This window comes from Streptomyces sp. NK15101 (assembly GCF_020400725.1).
GTDB lineage: Bacteria > Actinomycetota > Actinomycetes > Streptomycetales > Streptomycetaceae > Streptomyces.
The window spans coordinates 78,942-99,206 of the sequence record NZ_JAINVG010000006.1; the positions used below are offsets into that span (position 1 = coordinate 78,942).

Genomic DNA, 20,265 nt, shown 5'->3' on the forward strand with positions numbered 1-20,265 from the left:
ACGATCCGTGGGGGTCCGCCGGGCGGCGAAATCCGGAGGCATCCCGGGACACCCTCCTCCTACGCTCCGCCCATGGACGACACCCACACCGCAGGAGCCATCCGACTGGCCCGGGGAGTGCCCCTCGCCTCGGCGATCGACACCTCGGACGCCGCCGCCTGGACGGGCCTCGACCTGGCCGTCCGAGAGCTCGCCCGCACCCGTCCCTCCGCGCTGCCGGACCACGCGTGGGCGACCGGCCGCCGCTTCCACCGGTCGTGGGACGGCCCGCTGCCCACCCTGAACCTCGTGCGCCGCGAACCGGACGAGACCGAACTCGCCCTCGCGCTCTGTCACCCCGACGGCCGGATACGCGAGGCGGCCCTGCGACGGGCGGCCCTCCTTCCCGGGCCGGCCCTGCGACCGTTGCTGCCCCTCGTGGCGATCCGTTGCGCGGACTGGGCGGAGGCGGTGCGCGACGTGGCCCGGGAGGTGCTGCGGACCGCGCTTCCCGCCGCCGGCCCCGACGCGGTCGCCGTCCTGTCGCCGGTCGTCCTGCGGGTCGCCGCGCGCCGGTACGGCGAGGCCGCCCTGACCCTCCTCGAAGCCGGACTCCGGCAGGTCCCGGCGCCCGTCCTCGACGCCGTCCTCGTCCGCGACGACCGTGCGACCCGGCGCCTGGCGCACCGGATCGCCGTCGAGCGACGGCACCTCTCCCCCGAGCGGTTCGCGAACGCCGCCGCCACCGACCCGGACGTGGTGATCCAGGACATCTGCGCGGACGGCGCGGTCGCCGGGACGGGCCCGGAGGCGGGGGACGAGGTGCTTCTCCCCCTGCTCCGCTCCCGGCACTCCCGGGTGCGCGCGGCGGGCGTGACGGCGCTGCGCCGGGCCGGACGCCCCGAGGAGGCCGAGGCGTTCCTGACGGACCGTTCGTCCTTGGTGCGGGCCTGCGCGCGGTACGTGCTGCGGCAGTACGGCGTCGAGGCCGCCCCGCTCTATCGGGCCCTGTGCGCGGGCGAGTCGGTGCCCCCGGCCGCGCCCCTCGGGCTCGCCGAGTGCGGCGATCGCGACGACGCCACCGCGCTGTGGGGCCTCACCGGCCACCCCCACCCCGGTGTGCGCGCCCACACCGTGGCCGGGCTGCGCGTGCTGGAGGCGTCGGAGGTCGCACGCCTGGTGCCCCTGCTCGACGACCCCTCGCCCAGGGTCGTACGGGAGGCGGTCGCCGCCCTCGCGCCGTGGGCGGACCGGCTGCCCGTGGCCGAACTGCGGACACGGCTCGGGACGGAGCACCCCAGGCACGTGCGCGTGGGGGCGTACCGGTTGCTGACCGCACACGGCGGCCCGGATCTCCGGGAGATCGCCTGGTCGCTGATCGACGACACCGAGCCGAAACTGCGCGCCGACTCCCGTGCGCTGCTGAGGAACTGACCGGGCGTCGGCCCGCCTCCTCCCGGTCGGCGGGACACCCGCGCCTCGGCCGCTCGCGAGAGGGAGAATCGGGCCATGGGAAAAACGTATGAACACATCGACGGGCGGCTTCGGGCCTTCATCGAGGAGCAGCCGGTGTTCTTCACCGCCACCGCTCCCCTCACCGGCGACGGTCACGTCAACCTCTCCCCCAAGGGCCGCAAGGGCACGCTCGTCGTGCTCGACGAGCTGACCCTCGCCTACGTCGACTTCGGCGGCAGCGGCGCCGAGACGATCGCACATCTGCGGGAGCCGGGGAACGGCCGGATCACGCTGATGTGGACCGCGTTCTCCGGGCCGCCGACCGTCGTGCGGGTGCACGGCACCGGGGAGGTCGTGCTGCGGGACGATCCGCGCTGGGGTGAGCTGTTCGCACGGTTCCCGGCCGAGGCCGTCGAGGGACAGGGCAGCGCGCGGGCGATCATCCTCGTGCACGCCCGACGGGTCAGCGACGCCTGCGGGTTCGCCGTCCCGCTGATGGAGTACCGGGAGGACCGGTCGCTGCACGCCGAGTACTTCAACCGGAAGACGGACGAGGAGTTCAACGCGTACTGCGAGCGGAAGGACCACATCGGCAGCAGCCTCGACGGGCTGCCCGGGCTGCCGCTCCCGCTGCCGCCGATGCCGCTGCCCGCCGAATAGCCCCCCACGACGGGCGGGGACCCCCGAGCGGCCCTAGCGTCGCGGCATGCGCACCCTTCTCGTCCTCGGCGCCGTCCTGCTCTCCTCCCTGGGCAGCGCGCCCGTGCCCGTACCGCTGCCCGAGCGGATGGCCGACACCGGCGGGGGCTCCCAGCTGATCACCGCCGAGGCCCCGGGCACGGGCGCCACGACGGGGACGCTGACCTGGTGGGACCGGCGCGGAGGGCGATGGGTGGCGGCGGGGTCCGCGCCCGCCCGGTTCGGGGCGAGGGGACTCGCCGAGGGCGCCTCGCGCCGACAGGGCACGAACACCACGCCCACCGGGCTCTACCGGCTGCCGTACGCCTTCGGGGTGCGGGCGCGGCCCGCCGGGACCCGTTTCCCGTACGCCCGGGTCACCGGACGCTCCTGGTGGTGCCAGGACAACGCCTCCCGCGCGTACAACCGCTGGGTCGAGGGGCTGCCCCGCGACTGCCGGGCCGACGAGGCCGAGCACCTCGTCGCGTACGGCACGCAGTACGCGTACGCGCTCGTCATCGGCTTCAACTACGAACGCCCGGTGCGGGGGCGCGGGGCCGGGATCTTCCTGCACGTCAACGGGCGCGGGGCGACGGCCGGTTGCGTCTCCGTGCCGGCCGACGCGATGCGCGCGGTCCTCGCCTGGGCGGATCCCGCGCGCCGGCCGCACATCGCCGTCGGAACGCGGGGCGGTCCGACGGCGATCACGCGCTACTGAGCCGGGTCCCCTACTTCTGCGCCAGCTTCAGCAGGTGGTCGGCGAGCGCCTGGCCGCCGACCGGGTCGCGGCTGATGAGCAGCAGGGTGTCGTCACCCGCGATGGTGCCGAGGATGGCGTGGAGTTCGGCCTGGTCGATGGCCGACGCGAGGAACTGTGCGGCGCCCGGCGGGGTCCGCAGCACCACCAGGTTGGCGGAGGCCTCGGCGGAGATCAGCAGTTCGCCGGAGAGGCGGCGCATGCGCTCCTCCTTGGCGGACTCGCCGAGCGGCGCCTGCGGGGTGCGGAAGCCGCCCTCGCTGGGCACCGCGTAGATCAGCTCGCCGCCCGTGTTGCGGATCTTCACCGCGCCGAGCTCGTCGAGGTCGCGGCTGAGCGTCGCCTGGGTGACGCTCAGTCCGTCGTCCGCGAGGAGCTTGGCGAGCTGGCTCTGCGAGCGCACCGGTTGCCGGTTGAGGATGTCGACGATCCTGCGGTGGCGTGCGGTGCGGGTCTGCGGAACGGACGGCCCGCCGTGCTCGTTCTCCTGCGCGTCGGTCATCGTCGTCTCATTCTCCGGTTCGTCCTTGCCCGTTCGCCTCGTCCAGGACCCCGGGCAGGGCCTGGAGGAAGGCGTCCGCCTCGGCGTCGGTGAGGACCAGCGGAGGCATGATCCGTACGACGTCGGGAGCGGGCGCGTTCACCAGGAGGCCGGCGTCCTGGGCCGCCTGCTGCACCTGGGGTGCGAGGGGCCCGGTGAGCACGATACCCAGCAGGAGGCCCGCACCACGGACGTGGGAGACCAGCGGATGGCCCAGACCCTCGATTCCCTGGCGCAGCCGCTCCCCCACCGACTTCACGTGGTCGAGGGCCGCGTCGGCGCCGAGGGTGTCCAGGACGGCGAGTCCGGCGGCGCAGGCGACCGGGTTGCCGCCGAAGGTGGTGCCGTGGTGGCCGGGCGCGAAGAGCTCCGCGGCCTCGCCGAAGGCGACCGTCGCGCCGAGGGGCAGGCCGCCGCCGAGGCCCTTGGCGAGCGTCACGACGTCGGGCTCGACGCCCTCGTGGGCCTGGTGCTCGAACCAGTGGCCGCACCGGCCGATGCCGGTCTGCACCTCGTCGAGGACGAGGAGGGTGCCGGTGGCGCGGGTGATCTCCCGGGCGGCCTCGAGGTAGCCCGCCGGCGGGACGACGACGCCGTTCTCGCCCTGGACGGGCTCGATGATGACGAAGGCGGTCTCCTCGGTGACCGCGGCCCGCAGCGCCTCCACGTCCCCGTACGGGACATGGGTGACGTCGCCGGGGAGCGGCAGGAACGGGGTCTGCTTGCCGGGCTGGCCGGTGAGCGCCAGGGAGCCCATGGTCCGGCCGTGGAAGCCGCCGTCGGTGGCGACCATGTGGGAGCGGCCGGTGAGCCGGCCGATCTTGAAGGCGGCCTCGTTGGCCTCGGCGCCCGAGTTGCAGAAGAAGACCTTGCCGGGCCGGCCGAAGAGGCCCAGGAGCCGCTCGGCGAGGGCGACGGGCGGCTCGGCGACGAAGAGGTTGGAGACGTGGCCGAGGGACGCGATCTGCTTCGACACGGCCTCGACGACCGCCGGGTGGGCGTGGCCGAGGGCGTTGACGGCGATGCCGCCGACGAAGTCCAGGTACTCCTTGCCGTCGGCGTCCCAGACCCTGGCGCCCTCACCGCGGACGAGCGGCAGCCGGGGGGTGCCGTAGTTGTTCATGAGCGAGCCCTGCCACCGCTGGGTCAGCTCGGTGTTGCCGGTCATTTCTCCCCCTGATCGTTCTGAGCGCCCCTGCCGTCGGGGACGACCATCGTGCCGATGCCCTCGTCGGTGAAGATCTCCAGCAGGATCGAGTGCTGGACCCGGCCGTCGATGACGCGGGCCGTGGTGACCCCGTTCCGTACGGCGTGCAGGCAGCCCTCCATCTTGGGGACCATGCCGCTGGAGAGGTCGGGCAGGAGCTTCTCCAGCTGGCTCGCGGTCAGCCTGCTGATGACCTCGTCGCTGTTCGGCCAGTCCTCGTAGAGGCCTTCGACGTCGGTCAGGACCATCAGGGTCTCGGCACCCAGCGCCGCAGCGAGTGCCGCAGCCGCCGTATCAGCATTGACGTTGTAGACATGTCCGTCGTCCTGGGAGCGGGCGATGGAGGAGATGACCGGGATCCGGCCGTCCTCCAGGAGCGCCTCGATGGCTCCGGTCTCGATGGCGGTGATCTCGCCGACCCGGCCGATGTCGACGCGCTCGCCCTCGATGACCGGCTCGTGCTTGGTGGCGGTGATGGTGTGGGCGTCCTCGCCGGTCATGCCGACGGCGAAGGGGCCGTGCTGGTTGAGCAGCCCGACGAGCTCGCGCTGGACCTGGCCGGCGAGGACCATCCGTACGACGTCCATGGCCTCGGGCGTGGTGACCCGGAGGCCGGCCTTGAACTCGCTGACCAGGCCCGCCTGGTCGAGGGCGCGGTTGATCTGGGGGCCGCCGCCGTGCACGACGACCGGCTTGAGGCCGGCGTGCCTCAGGAAGACGACGTCCTGGGCGAACGCGGCCTTGAGGTCGTCGTCGATCATGGCGTTGCCGCCGAACTTGATGACGACGGTCTTGCCGTGGTGGCGGGTGAGCCAGGGCAGGGCCTCGATCAAGGTCTGGGCCTTCGGGAGGGCGGTGTGCTTCCGCGCGGTGTTGCTCATGACGAGTACGCGCTGTTCTCGTGGACGTAGTCGGCGGTGAGGTCGTTCGCCCAGATGACGGCGGACTCCGTGCCGGCGGCGAGGTCGGCGGTGATGGTGACCTCCCGGTAGCGCATGTCGACCAGGTCGCGGTCCTCGCCGACGGAGCCGTTCTTGCAGACCCAGACGCCGTTGATGGCGACGTTGAGCCGGTCGGGCTCGAAGGCGGCCCGCGTGGTGCCGATGGCGGAGAGCACCCGGCCCCAGTTGGGGTCCTCGCCGTGGATGGCGCACTTGAGGAGGTTGTTGCGGGCGATGGAGCGGCCCACCTCGACGGCGTCGTCCTCGGTCGCGGCGTTGATCACCTCGATGCGGATGTCCTTGCTGGCGCCCTCGGCGTCGCCGATGAGCTGGCGGGCGAGGTCGTCGCAGACGGTCCGTACGGCTTCGGCGAACTCGTCCTGCGCGGGGGTGACGCCGGCGGCGCCGGAGGCGAGGAGGAGGACGGTGTCGTTGGTGGACATGCAGCCGTCGGAGTCGACCCGGTCGAAGGTGAGCCGGGTGGCGGTCCGCAGGGCGGCGTCGAGGCCCTTGGCGTCGACGTCGGCGTCGGTGGTGAGGACGACGAGCATGGTGGCGAGGCCCGGCGCGAGCATGCCCGCGCCCTTGGCCATGCCGCCGACCGTCCAGCCGTCCTTCGTCACCACGGAGGTCTTGTGGACGGTGTCGGTGGTCTTGATGGCGATGGCGGCCTTCTCGCCGCCGTACTCGGAGAGTTCGGCCGCGGCCGTCTCGACGCCGGGGAGCAGCTTGTCCATGGGGAGCAGGACGCCGATGAGGCCGGTGGAGGCGACGGCGACCTCGCCGGCGCCCACCTCCGCACCCCGCGCGCTCAGGACCTCGGCGACCTTCTCGGCGGTGGCGTGGGTGTCCTGGAAGCCCTTGGGGCCGGTGCAGGCGTTGGCGCCGCCGGAGTTGAGGACGACGGCGGTCAGCTCGCCGTCGGCGAGGACCTGCTGGGACCAGACGACGGGGGCGGCCTTGACGCGGTTGGAGGTGAAGACTCCCGCGGCGGCGCGGCGGGGCCCGGTGTTGACCACGAGGGCCAGGTCCGGGTTGCCGTTCTGCTTGATCCCGGCGGCGATGCCCGCCGCCGTGAATCCCTTCGCTGCGGTGACGCTCATGGAGCGACTCCAATCGTGGAAAGTCCGGTGTCCTCGGGAAGACCGAGGGCGATGTTCATGCTCTGCACCGCGCCGCCGGCGGTGCCCTTGGTGAGGTTGTCGATGGCGCTGATCGCGATGATCCGGTTCGCGTTCGCGTCGTACGCGACCTGCACCTGAACGGCGTTGGAACCGTAGACGGACGACGTCGCCGGCCACTGCCCCTCGGGGAGCAGGTGGACGAAGGGCTCGTCCGCGTAGGCCTTCTCGTAGGCGGCCCGGACGGACTCGGCGGTGACGCCGGGCTTCGCGGTGGCCGTGCAGGTGGCGAGGATGCCGCGGGGCATCGGCGCCAGGGTGGGCGTGAAGGAGACGGTGACCCGCTCCCCCGCCGGCCCGCTGAGGTTCTGGATCATCTCGGGCGTGTGGCGGTGGCCGCCTCCGACGCCGTACGGGGACATGTTGCCCATGACCTCGCTGCCGAGCAGGTGCGGCTTGAGGGCCTTGCCGGCGCCGGAGGTGCCGGAGGCGGCGACGATCACCGCCTCGGGCTCGGCGAGACCGGCCGCGTACGCCGGGAAGAGCGCGAGCGAGACGGCCGTCGGGTAGCAGCCGGGGACCGCGACGCGCTTGGACCCCTCCAGCGCGGCGCGGGCGCCCGGCAGTTCGGGGAGGCCGTAGGGCCAGGTGCCGGCGTGCGGGGAGCCGTAGTAGGTCTCCCAGTCGGCCGGCTCCTTGAGGCGGAAGTCGGCACCCATGTCGACGACGAGCACGTCGGGCCCGAGCTGCTCGGCGACGGCGGCGGACTGGCCGTGCGGCAGCGCGAGGAAGACCACGTCGTGTCCGGCGAGCTCCTCGGCGGTGGTGGGCGCGAGGACGCGGTCGGCGAGCGGGAGCAGGTGGGGCTGGAGGGCCCCGAGTCGCTGGCCGGCGTTGGAGTGGCCGGTCAGTGTCCCGATCTCCACGTGGGGGTGGGCGAGGAGGAGACGCAGGAGCTCTCCGCCCGCGTATCCGCTCGCACCCGCCACTGCTACTCGTACCGTCATCGAAACCCTCCTCATGGATGGCATGACTATACGTACCGACGAACTTTTATGCAACGATCACCGGGCAGGCGGGGCCGGCGTCGCACCCCCGGCCCTTATACGGTGGCCCGTCCCCGCACGGCCTGCCAGGGTGTTCCCATGAGCACCGAGCCCGCGCGCCCCGGACCGGTCCGCCACCACGACCACGGCACCTGGCTCGCCCACTTCACCCGGCGGGTGCTCGTCGTCTGCCCCGGGTGCGGGGGCCGCGCGCTCGTCACGCTCCGGCCCGGCCTCCCGGAGCCGCGACACCTGCTCTTCGAACCCCGCCGGCTCACCTGCGGAAGCTGCGGGGCGGTCGCCGAGTGGACGGCCGAGCGGCGGGGCACCGCCCTGATCGGCGTGACGCCCGGCGGCACGGAGGACCCCTTCTTCCGGCGGCCGCTCTGGCTGCAGACCCGCTGCGCGGGACGCGTCCTCTGGGCCTACGACGAGGAGCACGTCGACGCGCTCGCCGCGTACGTGGGCGCACGGCTGCGCCACCGCCACGCCTCCCCGACACTGGCGATGTTCGCGCGGCTCCCGGCCTGGATGAAGTCCGCGGCCCGCCGCGACGAGGTCCTGGCCGGCCTGGCGACCCTCCGCGCCCTCGCCCGGCGCTCGGCCCCCGCCGACCGCTCCGACGTGGCCCACGAGCGCGCAGACCGGTCGCGCCATTCCGGCAGCGCGCTGTTCCGGGGCGGTCCGCACTAGGTCCGCGCCAGGTCAGCGCCGGGTCCGCGCCGGAGGATGCGCGGGTCTCGCCGCAGGGCGGGCCTTCCGCCGACGGGCGCGCGGGCCTTCCGCCGACGGGCGCGCGGGCTTTCCACCGGCAGGCGCTCAGGCCCCTGCGAGCCGCCCCTTTGCATGACCATGCGCGATGATGCATACTCTTCCCATGTCCAAGGTCCTCACCTCCCTGCCCGCCGGCGAGCGCGTCGGCATCGCCTTCTCCGGCGGCCTCGACACGTCCGTCGCCGTCGCATGGATGCGCGACAAGGGCGCCATCCCGTGCACCTACACCGCCGACATCGGCCAGTACGACGAGCCCGACATCGCCTCGGTGCCCGGCCGCGCGAAGACCTACGGTGCCGAGATCGCGCGCCTGGTCGACTGCCGCGCCGCGCTGGTCGAGGAAGGCCTTGCCGCACTCACCTGCGGCGCGTTCCACATCCGCTCGGGCGGCCGCGCCTACTTCAACACCACCCCGCTCGGCCGCGCCGTCACCGGCACCCTGCTGGTCCGGGCGATGCTCGAGGACGACGTCCAGATCTGGGGCGACGGCTCGACCTTCAAGGGCAACGACATCGAGCGGTTCTACCGCTACGGCCTGCTCGCCAACCCTCACCTGCGGATCTACAAGCCCTGGCTGGACGCGGACTTCGTGACCGAGCTCGGCGGCCGCAAGGAGATGTCGGAGTGGCTGCTCGCCCACGACCTCCCCTACCGGGACAGCACCGAGAAGGCGTACTCCACCGACGCCAACATCTGGGGCGCCACCCACGAGGCCAAGACCCTGGAGCACCTGGACACGGGCGTCGAGACCGTCGACCCGATCATGGGCGTGAAGTTCTGGGACCCCTCGGTCGAGATCGCCACCGAGGACGTCACGATCGGCTTCGAGCAGGGCCGCCCGGTGAGCATCAACGGCAAGGAGTTCCCCTCCGCCGTCGACCTGGTGATGGAGGCGAACGCCATCGGCGGCCGCCACGGCATGGGCATGTCCGACCAGATCGAGAACCGGATCATCGAGGCCAAGAGCCGCGGCATCTACGAGGCCCCCGGCATGGCCCTGCTGCACGCCGCGTACGAGCGCCTGGTCAACGCGATCCACAACGAGGACACCCTCGCCCAGTACCACAACGAGGGCCGCCGCCTCGGCCGGCTCATGTACGAGGGCCGGTGGCTGGACCCGCAGGCCCTCATGGTCCGCGAGTCCCTCCAGCGCTGGGTCGGCGCCGCCGTCACCGGCGAGGTGACGCTGCGGCTGCGGCGCGGCGAGGACTACTCGATCCTCGACACCACGGGCCCGGCGTTCAGCTACCACCCGGACAAGCTGTCCATGGAGCGCACCGAGGACTCGGCCTTCGGCCCGGTGGACCGGATCGGCCAGCTCACCATGCGCAACCTCGACATCGCCGACTCCCGCGCCAAGCTGGAGCAGTACGCCGGTCTCGGCCTGATCGGCACCGGCAGCCCCGCCATCGGTGCCGCCCAGGCGGCCGCGACCGGGCTGATCGGCACCATGCCGCAGATGCCCGAGGGCGGCGCCGAGGCCATCGCCTCCCGCGGCGAGGTCTCCGGCGAGGAGGAGATGCTGGACCGGGCCGCGATGGAGTTCGGCACGGACTGACGCGCGGCACCACCGCCACGGAAGGCCGGTTCGACACCTTTGTGTCGGACCGGCCTTTCCGCTGGTCGAAGCGGTTCGCGGGGGGGGTCGCCGGGGCCCGCTACTGTCTGCGCGGAACGGAACAGGGCGTACCGCGTGCGGCACGCCGGGGTGGGGAGTGCGGGATGACGGAGACGGCGGACGCGGTCCGGACGGCGGGAAGAGACTGCCCCGAGTGCGGGGAGCCCGTGGCCGCGGGGGGACGGTACGTCACCTGGTGCGCCGGGTGCGAGTGGAACGTGGACCCCGAGGTGCGGGACGAGGAGACGCCGGGACGGATCGAGCGCCTTCGGCAGCGCCTCGCGCAGCAGTACGGGGAGCAGCTCCTCGCCGAGCTGTCGGAGTCGGCCGCCGGGACCGCGCCCGGCGGGGCGGCGGACCGCGCGGAGGCCCGGCCCCGGCCCGGGACGGCCGGCCTGCTCGCCACGGCCCTCGCGGTGACGATCCACGGCGTGACCCTGGCCCTGCTCGCCGGCGGCCTCTGGCTGGTCGTCGCGGGCAGGGGCGCCCTGCCCCTGGTCGGGGCCCTCCTGCTCGGCCTCGCCGTCGTGCTCCGGCCCCGGTTCGGCCGCCTCCCGAAGGACGGGAGCCACCGGGTGCTCCTGCGCCGGGCGGACGCGCCCCGGCTCTTCGCCCTGCTCGACGAGGTCGCCGGAACCGCCGGCACCACGGGCGTACGGGCCGTGGTGGTCGACGCCGACGTGAACGCGTCGGTCACCACGTACGGCATCCGGCAGCAGCGCGTGCTCCACATCGGCCTCGGCCTGTGGGAGATCCTGTCCCCGCAGGAGCGGATCGCGCTCCTGGGCCATGAGTTCGGGCACTACGCCCACGGGGACACCCGCCGCTCCCTGCTCGTCGGCGGCGCGTTCCAGTCGCTCGGCACCTGGCGCTACACGCTGGCCCCGGTGTCCGCCCAGGGCCTGGCCGACGACCTCGTGAACCTGGCGACCGCCCTGCCCCGGCTGCTCGTCGACGGCGTCCTCGCCCTCCTGGAGCACCTGACCCTGCGCCAGTCGCAGCGCGCCGAGTACCTCGCCGACTCGACCGCCGCGCGCGCCGGGGGCACGGAGGCGGCGGCCGGGCTGATGGACCGGCTCCTCATCGGCGGGAGCGTCGGCGGCGAGCTGCGCCGCGAGTCCGTGGCGGCACGGACCCGGATCGGTGGCGCGGCCCGCCGGGAGGATCCGTCCGAGGGCCTGTGGGAGCGTCTGGCCGCGCACGCCGCGTCGGTTCCGGAGCGCGAGTGCGAGCGGCTGCGCCGGGTCGCGGAGCGGCGAGGCCACCAGGTGGACTCGACGCACCCGCCCACCCATCTGCGGCGCCTGCGGCTGACGCGGGGCGTCCCGGTCCCCGCCGTCCTCGTCCTGGACGCGGCGCGGGCCGCGGAGGTCGACGCGGAACTGGCCCCGGCAAGGCGGAGCGTGGCCCGGGAGCTCGTACGGCGCTGATCCCGCGCTCCTGGGGCGGTCGCTGTCACATCCCGGCGGGTCCTCGCGTCAACGCGGTGACGGAACCGACGAGGAGTGAGGCGCCATGCACGACGACACGTTTCTGACCGCCCTGGCCGGGCGGTTCGACGCCCACGAGGAGCAGCTGCGGGCCGTCGCGCTGCGGATCACGGGCTCCCCGGCTCAGGCCGAGGCCGCGCTCGCGGCGGCGCGGGCGGAGCTCGGGCGGGACGACGGTGCGACGGTACGCGCCTGGCTGACGGCGGCCGTGGGCCAGGCGTGCGTGCGGGGGCTCCAGGCGCGGGGAGCGGAGGGACGGCGGCGCGGAGGGCCCGACGAGGGCGGGCCGGCGCCGCGGGCCGGGGAGGCGCCGCGGGCCGGGGAGACGCCACGGGCCGGGGAGGCGCCGCGGGCCGGGGAGACGCCACGGGCCGGGGAGGCAGGCACCGGGAGCGGTGCGGACCCGCGCCGCGACGTCGACTCCCTGTGGCTGGCGTTGCTCGTGATGCTGGAGAGGCTCGGGGGTGACGAGCGGCTCGCCTATGTCCTGCACGACGCGTTCGGGCTGCCCTCGTGCGAGACCGCGCGGATCATCGGCGGCTCCCCGGACGCGGCGGTGCGGCTGGCCCGGCGGGCGCGGGAGCGGCTCCGGGGCGGCGGGGCGGCCCGCACCGAGGGCGAGCGGGGACGGCAGCGCGCGGTGGTGGACCGCTTCCTGGCGGCCGCACGCGCGCGTGACGCCCGCGCGCTGGCGGCCGTCCTCGACCCGGACGTCGTGGCGTACTCCGAGGGCGGCCCGGTGCACGGGTTCGCCGCGGTCGCCAAGACGGCCGCGGACTTCGCGCGGGGCGCGGACGCGTCCCGGCCCGCGCTGGTCGACGGGGCCGTCGGCGCGGTCGGGTTCGCCGCCGGCCGGCCGGTCTCGGCGGTCGGCGCCACCCTCCGCCGGGACCGCATCGTCGTCCTCTCCCTGACCAGCGGGGAGCACCGGGTGCGCGCGCTCGACCTGGTCTTTCCCGACAGCTGAGTGAGGCATGGGGTGCGCCCGGAGGGACGGCCGGGAGGAGATCCGGTGCGCCCGGCGGCACGGCTCGTCAGCCTCGACGGCATCTCCACGCCCCGAATCTCCTGGCTGAGGACCCGCACTCACGCCACCCGCGCGCCCTCACTTTCTTCGGAGCGTTACCCCATGATCACCATTCGTGGTGCCGACGTGCGCCTCGGCGCCCGGTTCCTGCTGTCCGGCGTCTCCTTCCACGTCGCCCCCGGCGACCGGATCGGTCTCGTCGGCCGCAACGGCGCCGGCAAGACGACCCTGCTCCGGCGCCGACGTGCGCTCCTGGACGAGCCCGCCAACGACCTGGCCCCGGCGTCGCGCGACGAGGTCCTGGCGGAGGTGGGCACCTGTCCGGGCGCGATCGTGATGGTCACGCACGACGAGGGCGCGATCGACGCGCTGCGCCCGGAGCGGGTCCTGCTGCTCCCGGACGCGGACGAGGACCTGTGGAGCGCGGAGCAGCGGGAGCTGGTCGCCCTGGCGTAGGACCGGGGCGGGCAGGGCGGCGGGACCGTGAACCCTGACCCGCGCGTCAGGGTCAAGTCCGTGACGGGAGAGGGGAATCCCCGAGTGCCACCGCGGCCGGGGCGCCCTAGCCTGGAGGCATGATCATCGATGCGCAGACCCGGGTTCGGGTCGCCCGCCCTTCGCGGGATCTCGCCGCCGCCGAGCGGTTCTACGTCGACGGGCTCGGCCTCGAGGTGCAGTGGCGGAGCACCGAGCGGGTGTCCGGGCAGCACGACCTGCTCATGGTCGGACCTCCGGACGGGAGCTGGCACTTCGAGCTGACCCGTGATCCCGAGCACCCGGTGGACCCCGCCCCGACCGTCGAGGACCTGTTCGTCGTCTACCTCGGCGCGCCCGTCGAGGAGGAGCAGGTGGAGCGGCTGCTCGCCGTCGGCGGGACGCGGGTGCCCGCGCACAACCCGTACTGGGACGAGCACGGCGTCACCGTCGCGGACCCCGACGGATACCGGCTCGTCCTGTGCTCACGGAACTGGACCAGATGAACTAGGAGGTGCGCACCGCGCGCAGGACCACGAACTTCCGGTCACCGGCGACGAGTTCGCTGTTGCCGAAGATCCGGCGGAGCGTGACGTGGTAGCCGAGGTGCCGGTTGCCGATGACCCACAGTTCGCCGCCGGGCCGCAGCGCGCGCCGCGCGTCCGCGAACATCCGGCGGGCGGTGCGGTCGGTGGTGGCCTGGTGGCTGTGGAAGGGCGGGTTGTTGAGGACGAGGTCCACCGAGCCGGGGGGCAGGTCGGTGAGCCCGTCGCCGACGAGGAACTCGGCCTTTCGGTCCGGGCCCACGTGGGTGCGGAAGTTCTCCTCGGCCGAGGCGACGGCCTGGTACGACTCGTCGGTGAAGACCAGTTCCGCCTCGGGTTCGTGGAGGGCGACGGCGAGGCCGACCACGCCGTTGCCGCAGCCGAGGTCGGCGACCCGGGCCCGGCCGAGCCCGCCCGGCAGGTTCGCGAGGAAGAAGCGGGTGCCGATGTCGAGGCGGTCGGCGCAGAAGACCCCGGCATGGTTGGTGACGGTCAGTCCGGGGAGGCCGGGCGCGGGGGTGTCGGCCGGGAGGTCGTAGCGGTACGGCCAGGGGTTCGGCCCCGGCGTGGCGGCCGGGTCGGGGGTGGTGTGGATCAGCCGGGCCTTCTTCACCGCGAGGGAGGTGCGGGTGGGACCGAGGATCCGCTCGAAGAGCCTGAGCGTGGAGGTGTGGATGTCCTTGACCATGCCGGTGCCGACGATCACGGTGTCCTCGTGCACGGCGGGTGCGAGCCGGTGCAGCTGGTCCTCCAGGAGCGCGAGGCTCTTGGGGACCCGGACGAGGAGCACGTCGATCCGCTCGGGCGGCGGGTCCTGGGTGGTGAGCAGCCGGACGGCGTCCGGGGCGGCTCCGGCGCGCGCGAGGTTGGCCCGGGTCGCCTGTCCGCCGAGGTAGGAGTCGGTGATCTGGACGAGTTCGCGGGGTCCCGCGGCCTGCAGTGCGGTGACGAGGGCTCCCCAGCGGTCGCCGAGGACGGCGACGGTGCCGGAGAGGTCGGTCCCGGCCTCGGCGAGGTGCCCGAGGAGGTATTCGTCGGACGCGTCCCAGGCGCGCAGCTGGTCGCGCGGGTCCTCGGGGAAGCGGGTCAGCGTGAAGGCGCCCCATGACGTGCTCAAACGGTTCATCGTGCTCTCAGGCTAGCCGGTCGGGGCCGCCGGTTCTCGCGGTCAGGGCCTGTCGTTCGGATCAGGCCCTAACACGGGGCGGTGGCGAGGTGGAGGTGCCAGAGGCCGGGGCGGCCGGTGAGGGTGACGGTGGAGAGGGGACGGACGTCCACGTTCCAGTACGTGGCGGGCGGGGCCTTGAGGGCGTACACGAGGGCGGCCCGGACGACGGAGGGTTCGGCGACGGCGACGATGGAGCCGTCCTCGGCGGGGCGGGTGTCGAGCCAGTTCCCTATGCGGGTGATGAAGGCGAGGAGGGGTTCGCCGCCGTGCGGGGCCGTGCGGGCGTCGGTGAGCCAGGCGTCGACGGCGGCCGGTTCGAGGGCGGCGACCTCGGCGAGGGTCAGACCGCGCCAGCGGCCCATGTCGCAGTCCCGGAGCGCGGGCTGGGCGAGGGGCGCGTAGCCGAGGGCGGTGCCGGTGGCACGGCTGCGCGGGGTCGGGGAGCAGTAGCGCAGTTCGGCCGCGCCGAGCGGGATGAGCGCGGGCGCGGCCTGCTGCACCTCGTACCAGCCGGCCTCGTCGAGCGGCCGGTCGTCGTCGAAGCGTTCGGCGAGCAGGGAGGAGCTGCGTGCCGCCGTGACGAGCGTCACCCGAAGACTCATGGCCGCGATCGTGAGGCCGGTGGTCCCGCTGGTCAAGGGGTCGTTCGCGGGGACGGGAGGGGGCCGGGCTCACTGCTGCCCGAGAGCCATCCACTTGTCCGGATTCCGCAGTGGCGTGAAACCCACCTTCTCGTACACGCCGTGGGCGTCGGCGGTGGCGAGCAGGATGCGGCGCAGTCCGTACGGGGCGAGGTGGTCGCGGACGGCGGTGACGAGTGCGGTGCCGAGGCCGGTGCCACGGGCCGGGTGGTCGACGTAGACGTCGCAGAGCCAGGCGAAGGTGGCGTAGTCGGTGACGACGCGGGCGTAGGCGCTCATCTCGCCGGTCTCCCGGTGGTAGGCGCCGAAGTTCAGCGAGCCCGCGATGGCGCTGTCCTGCTTCTCCCGAGGTCGGCCGAGCGCCCAGTAGGCGTCGTTGGAGAGCCAGTGGTGGACGCGGGCCGCGTCGATCCGGGCGGGGTCGGCTGAGATCTCGTACGACCCGTGCATGACGGGGCTGACGGGGGTGTCGGGGATGGTGCTGTCGCTCATGGGCGAAGGCTTCCAGGGGGTGCGGGAGATTGTCAGGCGAATTTGCCCCGGGCCGAGGACGGCGGCGGGCCGCGCCGGCGTCCGGCGCGGCCCGCCCCCGGGGTCAGCCGGTGAGCTCGTCCACCGCCGTCCGCAGGCGGCGCACGCCCTCGACGATCTCCGTGGGGCCCGCGACACCCGCGAAACTCAGCCGGATGTGGCCGGCGGGGGGTTCGGCGCAGAAGTAGGGGCGACCGGGGGCCGCGGTGACCCCGGCGCGCAGGCCGGCGGCGAGGAGGGAGGCCTCGGGGAGGCTGTCGGGGAGGCGGAGCCAGAGCTGGTAGCCGCCGGAGGGGACGTACGGGAGGGCGAGTTCGGGGAGGTGGAGGGCGAGGGCGCCGGTCATGACCTCGCGGCGGCTCCTGAGTTCCTGGGCGACGGCGCGGAGGTGGCGGGGCCAGGCCGGGGAGCCGACGAGTTCGAGCGCGGCCTCCTGGAGGGGCCGGGGGACGAAGAAGCTGTCGACGACCTGGATGGCGCGCAGCCGTTCCAGGACGGGCCCGCGGGCGGCGAGGGCGCCGACGCGGAGGCTCGCCGAGGTGATCTTGGTGAGCGAGCGGACGTGGACGACGACGCCGTCGGGGTCCTCCGCGGCGAGCGGCGCGGGGAGCGGTGCCGCGTCCTCGTGGACGAGGCGGCGGGCGAAGTCGTCCTCGACGACGAAGGCCCCGGCGGCACGGGCGATGCGGACGACCTCCCGGCGGCGTTCGGGTCGCAGCGTGGTCCCGGTCGGGTTCTGGAAGAGCGGCTGGCAGACGAAGACGCGGGCGCCGGTGGCGCGGAAGGCCGCTTCGAGGAGTTCGGGACGCACCCCGTCGGTGTCGGTGGGCACGGGGACGGGGCGGAGCCCGGCCGCGCGGGCGACGGCGAGCATGCCCGGGTAGGTGGGCGACTCGACGAGGACGGGGGTGCCGGGCGGGGCGAGGGCGCGCAGGGCGGTGCTGATCGCGGACTGGCCGCCGGCGGTGACGAGGACCTCGGCCGCGGTGACGCTGCCGCCGATCTCGCGGGCGAACCATTCGCGCAGTTCGGGCAGGCCGTCGGTGGGCGGCCTGCCCCAGGCGCCGGGACGGCGGCCGGCCCGGGCGAGGGCGGCGGCGAGGGCGCTCTCGGGCTGGAGGGAGGGGTGGAGGTAGCCGCCGTTGAACTCGATCACGCCGGGCGGGGGCGCGGAGAGGGTGACGAGGACGCCGGAGGCGTCGACGGCCCGGGGGACGAGTTCGGTGGCGCTGTCGGCGCTGAGGGCGACCTCCTGCCAGGAGGTGTCGCCGACGACGGGGGTGGGGGTGCGCGGTTCGGCGCGGAAGGCGCCGGCGCCGGGGCGGGTGACGACGAGCCCCTCTGCGGCGAGCTGGGCGAGGGCCCGTGTGACGGTGACCGGGGAGACGCGGTAACGCTCGACCAGCGCTCGACTCGATGGCAGTTTCCCACCGGGAGAGTAGCGGTCCAGTTCCATCCTCAGGGATTTCGCCAGTTCGGCCACACTGCTACGCTCATGCATGAGAACACAGGATAGCGCTACCGCCCCGACCACGATAGCGGTCACCGCCACCGGATCCCTCCGGAGCGAGTCCGCCGGCACCGCCTCCGGGACCGGGCCCACCGGCGCCGACGCCACCCGCACCGGGTCCGCCCGCTCCGCCGGCGCCCGCACCGGGTCCGCCGCCGAGGCCCGCGCCGCCGCCGACCCCCGGTCCCGTGGCACGCTGCTCGCCGGGCTCGGCGTGATCTCCTTCTCCCTCACCTTCCCGTCGACCGTCTGGGGCCTGGAGAGCTTCGGCCCCTGGTCGCTGGTGGCCGTGCGCTCCACCCTCGCCGCGCTCGTCGCCGGGGCCTTCCTCCTCGCGGGCCGGGTGCCGCTGCCCGCGCGGCGCCACTGGGCGGGCCTCGCGGTGGTCGCCTGCGGTGTCGTCATCGGCTTCCCGCTCCTGACCACGCTGGCCCTGCAGACCTCCACCACCTCGCACGCCGCCGTGGTCGTGGGCCTCCTGCCGCTCACCACCGCGACCCTCGCCGCCGTGCGGACCGGGCGCCGGCCGTCCCGCACCTTCTGGATCGCGGCCGTCTCGGGCGCCGTGGTGGTGCTGGGCTTCACGCTCCAGCAGAGCGGCGGCTCGTTCTCCACGGGGGACCTGTACCTCTTCGGGGCGCTGCTCGTGTGCGCGGCCGGCTACACCGAAGGCGGCCGGCTCGCCGCGCTCATGCCGGGCTGGCAGGTCATCGGCTGGGCCCTGGTCCTCTGCCTGCCGCTGATGGCCGTCGCCTCGGCCGTCACGCTGTCGATCGAGCCGGTCCACCTGAACGCGCACGGCGTCATCGGCCTCGTCTGGGTCGCCGCCGGCTCCACCTTCTTCGGCCTGTACGTCTGGTACCGCGGCATGGCCGCGATCGGCATCCCCAAGGCCAGCCAGCTCCAGCTGGCCCAGCCGCTCCTCACCCTGTTCTGGTCGGTCTTCCTGCTCGGCGAGAGCCTGCCGCTGGCCGCCCCGGTCGCCGCGGTGGCGGTCCTGGTCTGCATCGCGGTCACCCAGCGGGCGAAGAGCTGACGCGACGAATCCGGGCGGAGCGGGTCACAATGGCAGACAGAGGCCCTGCGCAGTACGGGGCAGGACCGGCCCGGTCGCGAGGAGGTCAGCCCGATGCAGGCGAGCGTGGGCGACAAGCTGCTGGTACACGGCCGGACCGTGGGTCACCACGACCGCACGGCCCAGGTCCTGCAGGTACTGGGGGAGAACGGCACCCCCCCGTACCGCGTGAGGTTCGACGACGACGGTCACGAGGCGCTGATGTCGCCGGGGCCCGACACCGTCGTACGCCACCGTCCGGAGGCGGGGACCGGCTGAGTCCCTATTTCGGCGGGCGGACCCTGGTCGGGTAATGATCGGCCACCACGGTGGTCATCGCCCCGATGGGGTCCGCCGAGACCTCCTTCGCGGAGAAGTAGCAGTGGCCGCCGACCGAGGGGTACGTGCCGGCCAGCTCCAGGTGGCGTGAGAGCTCCCCCGGGTCCTGCCAGGCCGCGGGCTGGGCCGGATCGCCCGCCTTGTAGAGCGCCTCGCCGATGTAGAGGCCGACTCCCGTGCCCCGGACCACCGCGTCCCACCAGGGCAGCAGCTTGGCGTAGTCGGCGGCGGGCAGCCCTATGTTCCAGTAGAGCTGCGGCAGCACGTAGTCGATCCAGCCCTCGCGGATCCACTTCCGGGTGTCGGCGTACAGGTCGTCGTACGTCTGGACGCCGGCGCGGGTGTCCGAGCCCTCCGGGTCGGTGGCGATGTTCCGCCAGACCCCGAAGGGGCTGATGCCGAAGGCCGTGTGCCTGTCGATCTCCTTGATCCGGGCGGACATCTCCGAGACCAGCAGGTCGGTGTTGTTTCGCCGCCAGGACGCCTTGTCGGGGAAGTCCCCGCCGTACCGCGCGTACGCCTCGTCGTCGGCGAAGACCTGTCCGGCCACCGGGTACGGATAGAAGTAGTCGTCCCAGTGCACGGCGTCGATGTCGTAGCGGCGCAGCGCGTCGAGCATCGCGTCCTGGACGAAGCCCCGGACCTCGGGCAGCCCCGGGTTGTAGTAGAGCTTCCCGCCGTAGGGCAGCACCCACTCCGGGTGGAGCCGGGCCGGATGGCCGGCGACGAGCCGGCTCGGGTCCGTGTGGTTCGCCACGCGGTACGGGTTGAACCAGGCGTGCAGTTCGAGCCCCCGGGCGTGGGCCTCGTCGACGGCCGTGCCCAGCGGGTCCCAGCCGGGGTCCCGGCCCTGCGTGCCGGTCAGGTACTGCGCCCACGGCTCGTACGGCGAGGGCCACAGCGCGTCGGCGGTCGGCCGGACCTGCAGGACCACCGTGTTGAGCCGGCGCTCGGCCGCCGTGTCCAGGTGGCGGAGGAGTTCGGCGCGCTGCTGTCCGGCGGTCAGCCCGGCGCGGGAGGGCCAGTCGCGGTTGGCGACCGTCGCCAGCCACATGCCGCGGAACTCCCGCCCGCGGTGCGGCTTCCCGCGCGCCGCGGGAGCGACGTCGGCCGCCGTCGTCGCCTCCGAGTCCGTCACGGGAAGCGCGGAACCCCCCGTGCCCGTCGTCGGGAGGACCGCTCCTGTCGTTCCGGTCACGGCGAGCACCGCTCCGGTGGCACCGGTCACGAACCCTCTTCTGCCGAAAGGCCGCACTTGTCCCCCTCCTCTGTCGGATACGTCACACCCTCCGGGACAGCATGCCCACTGCGGACGATCGATCATCGGTTAATGAGCGGTAACGTCGTGGGGGTAGAGGCGGACGCACCC

General features: G+C 73.9%; 20 protein-coding genes and 1 pseudogene. 11 read left to right on the top strand and 10 right to left on the bottom strand.

Annotated elements, in window-relative coordinates; translation table 11 throughout:
- The first annotated feature begins 72 nt into the window (after positions 1-72).
- The 3 genes from K7G60_RS04940 (at position 73) to K7G60_RS04950 (ending at position 2,830) form a co-directional block, all read left to right on the top strand.
- Positions 73-1,413, top strand: a complete 1,341-nt coding sequence (locus tag K7G60_RS04940; protein WP_225799549.1) for a HEAT repeat domain-containing protein — start codon at positions 73-75, stop codon at positions 1,411-1,413.
- A gap of 75 nt (positions 1,414-1,488) precedes the next feature.
- On the top strand, positions 1,489-2,094 hold the full coding sequence (locus K7G60_RS04945; protein WP_225799550.1) for a pyridoxamine 5'-phosphate oxidase family protein: 606 nt from the start codon (positions 1,489-1,491) through the stop codon (positions 2,092-2,094).
- Positions 2,095-2,140: 46 nt separating this feature from the next.
- The gene (locus tag K7G60_RS04950) at positions 2,141-2,830 is read left to right on the top strand and encodes a L,D-transpeptidase (RefSeq protein WP_225799551.1); all 690 of its coding nucleotides are present in this window, start codon (positions 2,141-2,143) and stop codon (positions 2,828-2,830) included.
- 10 nt (positions 2,831-2,840) lie between these two features.
- On the opposite strand, the gene K7G60_RS04955 is transcribed toward K7G60_RS04950, so the two are convergent.
- Genes K7G60_RS04955 through argC form a run of 5 tightly spaced genes read right to left on the bottom strand, consistent with a single transcriptional unit; the run spans position 2,841 to position 7,686 of the window.
- Positions 2,841-3,371 carry an arginine repressor gene (locus tag K7G60_RS04955; protein WP_030214728.1) on the bottom strand — a complete coding sequence of 177 codons (531 nt, stop codon included), beginning with the start codon at positions 3,369-3,371 and terminating at the stop codon, positions 2,841-2,843.
- Between the two features lie 7 nt (positions 3,372-3,378).
- Positions 3,379-4,578 (bottom strand): acetylornithine transaminase, encoded by a 1,200-nt coding sequence (locus tag K7G60_RS04960; protein ID WP_225799552.1) that lies wholly within the window; start codon positions 4,576-4,578, stop codon positions 3,379-3,381.
- Positions 4,575-5,498 (bottom strand): acetylglutamate kinase, encoded by a 924-nt coding sequence (gene argB, locus K7G60_RS04965; protein ID WP_225799553.1) that lies wholly within the window; start codon positions 5,496-5,498, stop codon positions 4,575-4,577. Before argB ends, K7G60_RS04960 begins: the two co-directional genes overlap by 4 nt.
- Positions 5,495-6,661, bottom strand: a complete 1,167-nt coding sequence (argJ, locus tag K7G60_RS04970) for a bifunctional glutamate N-acetyltransferase/amino-acid acetyltransferase ArgJ (protein WP_225799554.1) — start codon at positions 6,659-6,661, stop codon at positions 5,495-5,497. Before argJ ends, argB begins: the two co-directional genes overlap by 4 nt.
- Positions 6,658-7,686 (bottom strand): N-acetyl-gamma-glutamyl-phosphate reductase, encoded by a 1,029-nt coding sequence (gene argC / locus K7G60_RS04975; protein ID WP_225799555.1) that lies wholly within the window; start codon positions 7,684-7,686, stop codon positions 6,658-6,660. The genes argJ and argC overlap by 4 nt, the downstream gene beginning before the upstream one ends.
- Positions 7,687-7,824: 138 nt before the next feature.
- Between argC and K7G60_RS04980 the strand changes: the two genes are divergently transcribed.
- The 6 genes and pseudogenes from K7G60_RS04980 to K7G60_RS05005 all read left to right on the top strand — a co-directional run bounded on the left by K7G60_RS04980 (position 7,825) and on the right by K7G60_RS05005 (position 13,614).
- Entirely contained in the window at positions 7,825-8,418 is a 594-nt protein-coding gene (locus K7G60_RS04980; protein WP_225799556.1) for a hypothetical protein, read from the top strand.
- 184 nt (positions 8,419-8,602) lie between these two features.
- The gene (gene argG / locus K7G60_RS04985; protein WP_225799557.1) at positions 8,603-10,057 is read left to right on the top strand and encodes an argininosuccinate synthase; all 1,455 of its coding nucleotides are present in this window, start codon (positions 8,603-8,605) and stop codon (positions 10,055-10,057) included.
- A gap of 164 nt (positions 10,058-10,221) precedes the next feature.
- Entirely contained in the window at positions 10,222-11,547 is a 1,326-nt protein-coding gene (locus K7G60_RS04990; RefSeq protein WP_225799558.1) for a M48 family metalloprotease, read from the top strand.
- 85 nt (positions 11,548-11,632) lie between these two features.
- Positions 11,633-12,574 (top strand): nuclear transport factor 2 family protein, encoded by a 942-nt coding sequence (locus K7G60_RS04995; protein ID WP_225799559.1) that lies wholly within the window; start codon positions 11,633-11,635, stop codon positions 12,572-12,574.
- 180 nt (positions 12,575-12,754) lie between these two features.
- Positions 12,755-13,090 (top strand): annotated as a pseudogene (locus K7G60_RS05000) (ATP-binding cassette domain-containing protein); the annotation flags it as partial.
- Between the two features lie 119 nt (positions 13,091-13,209).
- Entirely contained in the window at positions 13,210-13,614 is a 405-nt protein-coding gene (locus K7G60_RS05005; RefSeq protein WP_225799560.1) for a VOC family protein, read from the top strand.
- A 1-nt stretch (position 13,615) separates the two neighbouring features.
- On the opposite strand, the gene K7G60_RS05010 is transcribed toward K7G60_RS05005, so the two are convergent.
- The 4 genes from K7G60_RS05010 to K7G60_RS05025 form a co-directional block, all read right to left on the bottom strand.
- The gene (locus tag K7G60_RS05010; RefSeq protein WP_225799561.1) at positions 13,616-14,779 is read right to left on the bottom strand and encodes a methyltransferase; all 1,164 of its coding nucleotides are present in this window, start codon (positions 14,777-14,779) and stop codon (positions 13,616-13,618) included.
- A gap of 68 nt (positions 14,780-14,847) precedes the next feature.
- A complete protein-coding gene (locus tag K7G60_RS05015; protein ID WP_030691956.1) occupies positions 14,848-15,423 on the bottom strand; it encodes a histidine phosphatase family protein in 576 nt (191 codons plus the stop codon).
- Between the two features lie 69 nt (positions 15,424-15,492).
- Positions 15,493-15,954 carry a GNAT family N-acetyltransferase gene (locus K7G60_RS05020; protein WP_225799562.1) on the bottom strand — a complete coding sequence of 154 codons (462 nt, stop codon included), beginning with the start codon at positions 15,952-15,954 and terminating at the stop codon, positions 15,493-15,495.
- 103 nt (positions 15,955-16,057) lie between these two features.
- Positions 16,058-17,494, bottom strand: a complete 1,437-nt coding sequence (locus K7G60_RS05025) for a PLP-dependent aminotransferase family protein (RefSeq protein WP_225799563.1) — start codon at positions 17,492-17,494, stop codon at positions 16,058-16,060.
- On the opposite strand from K7G60_RS05025, the gene K7G60_RS05030 reads away from it, so the two are divergent.
- Positions 17,493-18,539, top strand: coding sequence for a DMT family transporter (locus K7G60_RS05030; RefSeq protein ID WP_225799564.1), 1,047 nt, complete (start codon positions 17,493-17,495; stop codon positions 18,537-18,539). The genes K7G60_RS05025 and K7G60_RS05030 overlap by 2 nt on opposite strands.
- A gap of 93 nt (positions 18,540-18,632) precedes the next feature.
- A complete protein-coding gene (locus K7G60_RS05035) occupies positions 18,633-18,836 on the top strand; it encodes a DUF1918 domain-containing protein (protein ID WP_225799565.1) in 204 nt (67 codons plus the stop codon).
- 4 nt (positions 18,837-18,840) lie between these two features.
- Here the strand turns inward: K7G60_RS05035 and K7G60_RS05040 are convergent, their stop codons facing one another.
- Complete coding sequence (locus K7G60_RS05040) at positions 18,841-20,094, bottom strand: glycoside hydrolase family 10 protein (RefSeq protein WP_374115587.1); 1,254 nt, start codon at positions 20,092-20,094, stop codon at positions 18,841-18,843.
- Between the last annotated feature and the right edge of the window lie 171 nt (positions 20,095-20,265).

Bases quoted from the DNA above. Each gene is read 5' to 3' on its own strand.
- K7G60_RS04940 (WP_225799549.1), top strand. From the start codon at position 73: ATGGACGACACCCACACCGCAGGAGCCATCCGACTGGCCCGGGGAGTG.
- K7G60_RS04945 (WP_225799550.1), top strand. From the start codon at position 1,489: ATGGGAAAAACGTATGAACACATCGACGGGCGGCTTCGGGCCTTCATC.
- K7G60_RS04950 (WP_225799551.1), top strand. From the start codon at position 2,141: ATGCGCACCCTTCTCGTCCTCGGCGCCGTCCTGCTCTCCTCCCTGGGC.
- K7G60_RS04955 (WP_030214728.1), bottom strand. From the start codon at position 3,371: ATGACCGACGCGCAGGAGAACGAGCACGGCGGGCCGTCCGTTCCGCAG.
- K7G60_RS04960 (WP_225799552.1), bottom strand. From the start codon at position 4,578: ATGACCGGCAACACCGAGCTGACCCAGCGGTGGCAGGGCTCGCTCATG.
- argB (WP_225799553.1), bottom strand. From the start codon at position 5,498: ATGAGCAACACCGCGCGGAAGCACACCGCCCTCCCGAAGGCCCAGACC.
- argJ (WP_225799554.1), bottom strand. From the start codon at position 6,661: ATGAGCGTCACCGCAGCGAAGGGATTCACGGCGGCGGGCATCGCCGCC.
- argC (WP_225799555.1), bottom strand. From the start codon at position 7,686: ATGACGGTACGAGTAGCAGTGGCGGGTGCGAGCGGATACGCGGGCGGA.
- K7G60_RS04980 (WP_225799556.1), top strand. From the start codon at position 7,825: ATGAGCACCGAGCCCGCGCGCCCCGGACCGGTCCGCCACCACGACCAC.
- argG (WP_225799557.1), top strand. From the start codon at position 8,603: ATGTCCAAGGTCCTCACCTCCCTGCCCGCCGGCGAGCGCGTCGGCATC.
- K7G60_RS04990 (WP_225799558.1), top strand. From the start codon at position 10,222: ATGACGGAGACGGCGGACGCGGTCCGGACGGCGGGAAGAGACTGCCCC.
- K7G60_RS04995 (WP_225799559.1), top strand. From the start codon at position 11,633: ATGCACGACGACACGTTTCTGACCGCCCTGGCCGGGCGGTTCGACGCC.
- K7G60_RS05005 (WP_225799560.1), top strand. From the start codon at position 13,210: ATGATCATCGATGCGCAGACCCGGGTTCGGGTCGCCCGCCCTTCGCGG.
- K7G60_RS05010 (WP_225799561.1), bottom strand. From the start codon at position 14,779: ATGAACCGTTTGAGCACGTCATGGGGCGCCTTCACGCTGACCCGCTTC.
- K7G60_RS05015 (WP_030691956.1), bottom strand. From the start codon at position 15,423: ATGAGTCTTCGGGTGACGCTCGTCACGGCGGCACGCAGCTCCTCCCTG.
- K7G60_RS05020 (WP_225799562.1), bottom strand. From the start codon at position 15,954: ATGAGCGACAGCACCATCCCCGACACCCCCGTCAGCCCCGTCATGCAC.
- K7G60_RS05030 (WP_225799564.1), top strand. From the start codon at position 17,493: ATGAGAACACAGGATAGCGCTACCGCCCCGACCACGATAGCGGTCACC.
- K7G60_RS05025 (WP_225799563.1), bottom strand. From the start codon at position 17,494: ATGCATGAGCGTAGCAGTGTGGCCGAACTGGCGAAATCCCTGAGGATG.
- K7G60_RS05035 (WP_225799565.1), top strand. From the start codon at position 18,633: ATGCAGGCGAGCGTGGGCGACAAGCTGCTGGTACACGGCCGGACCGTG.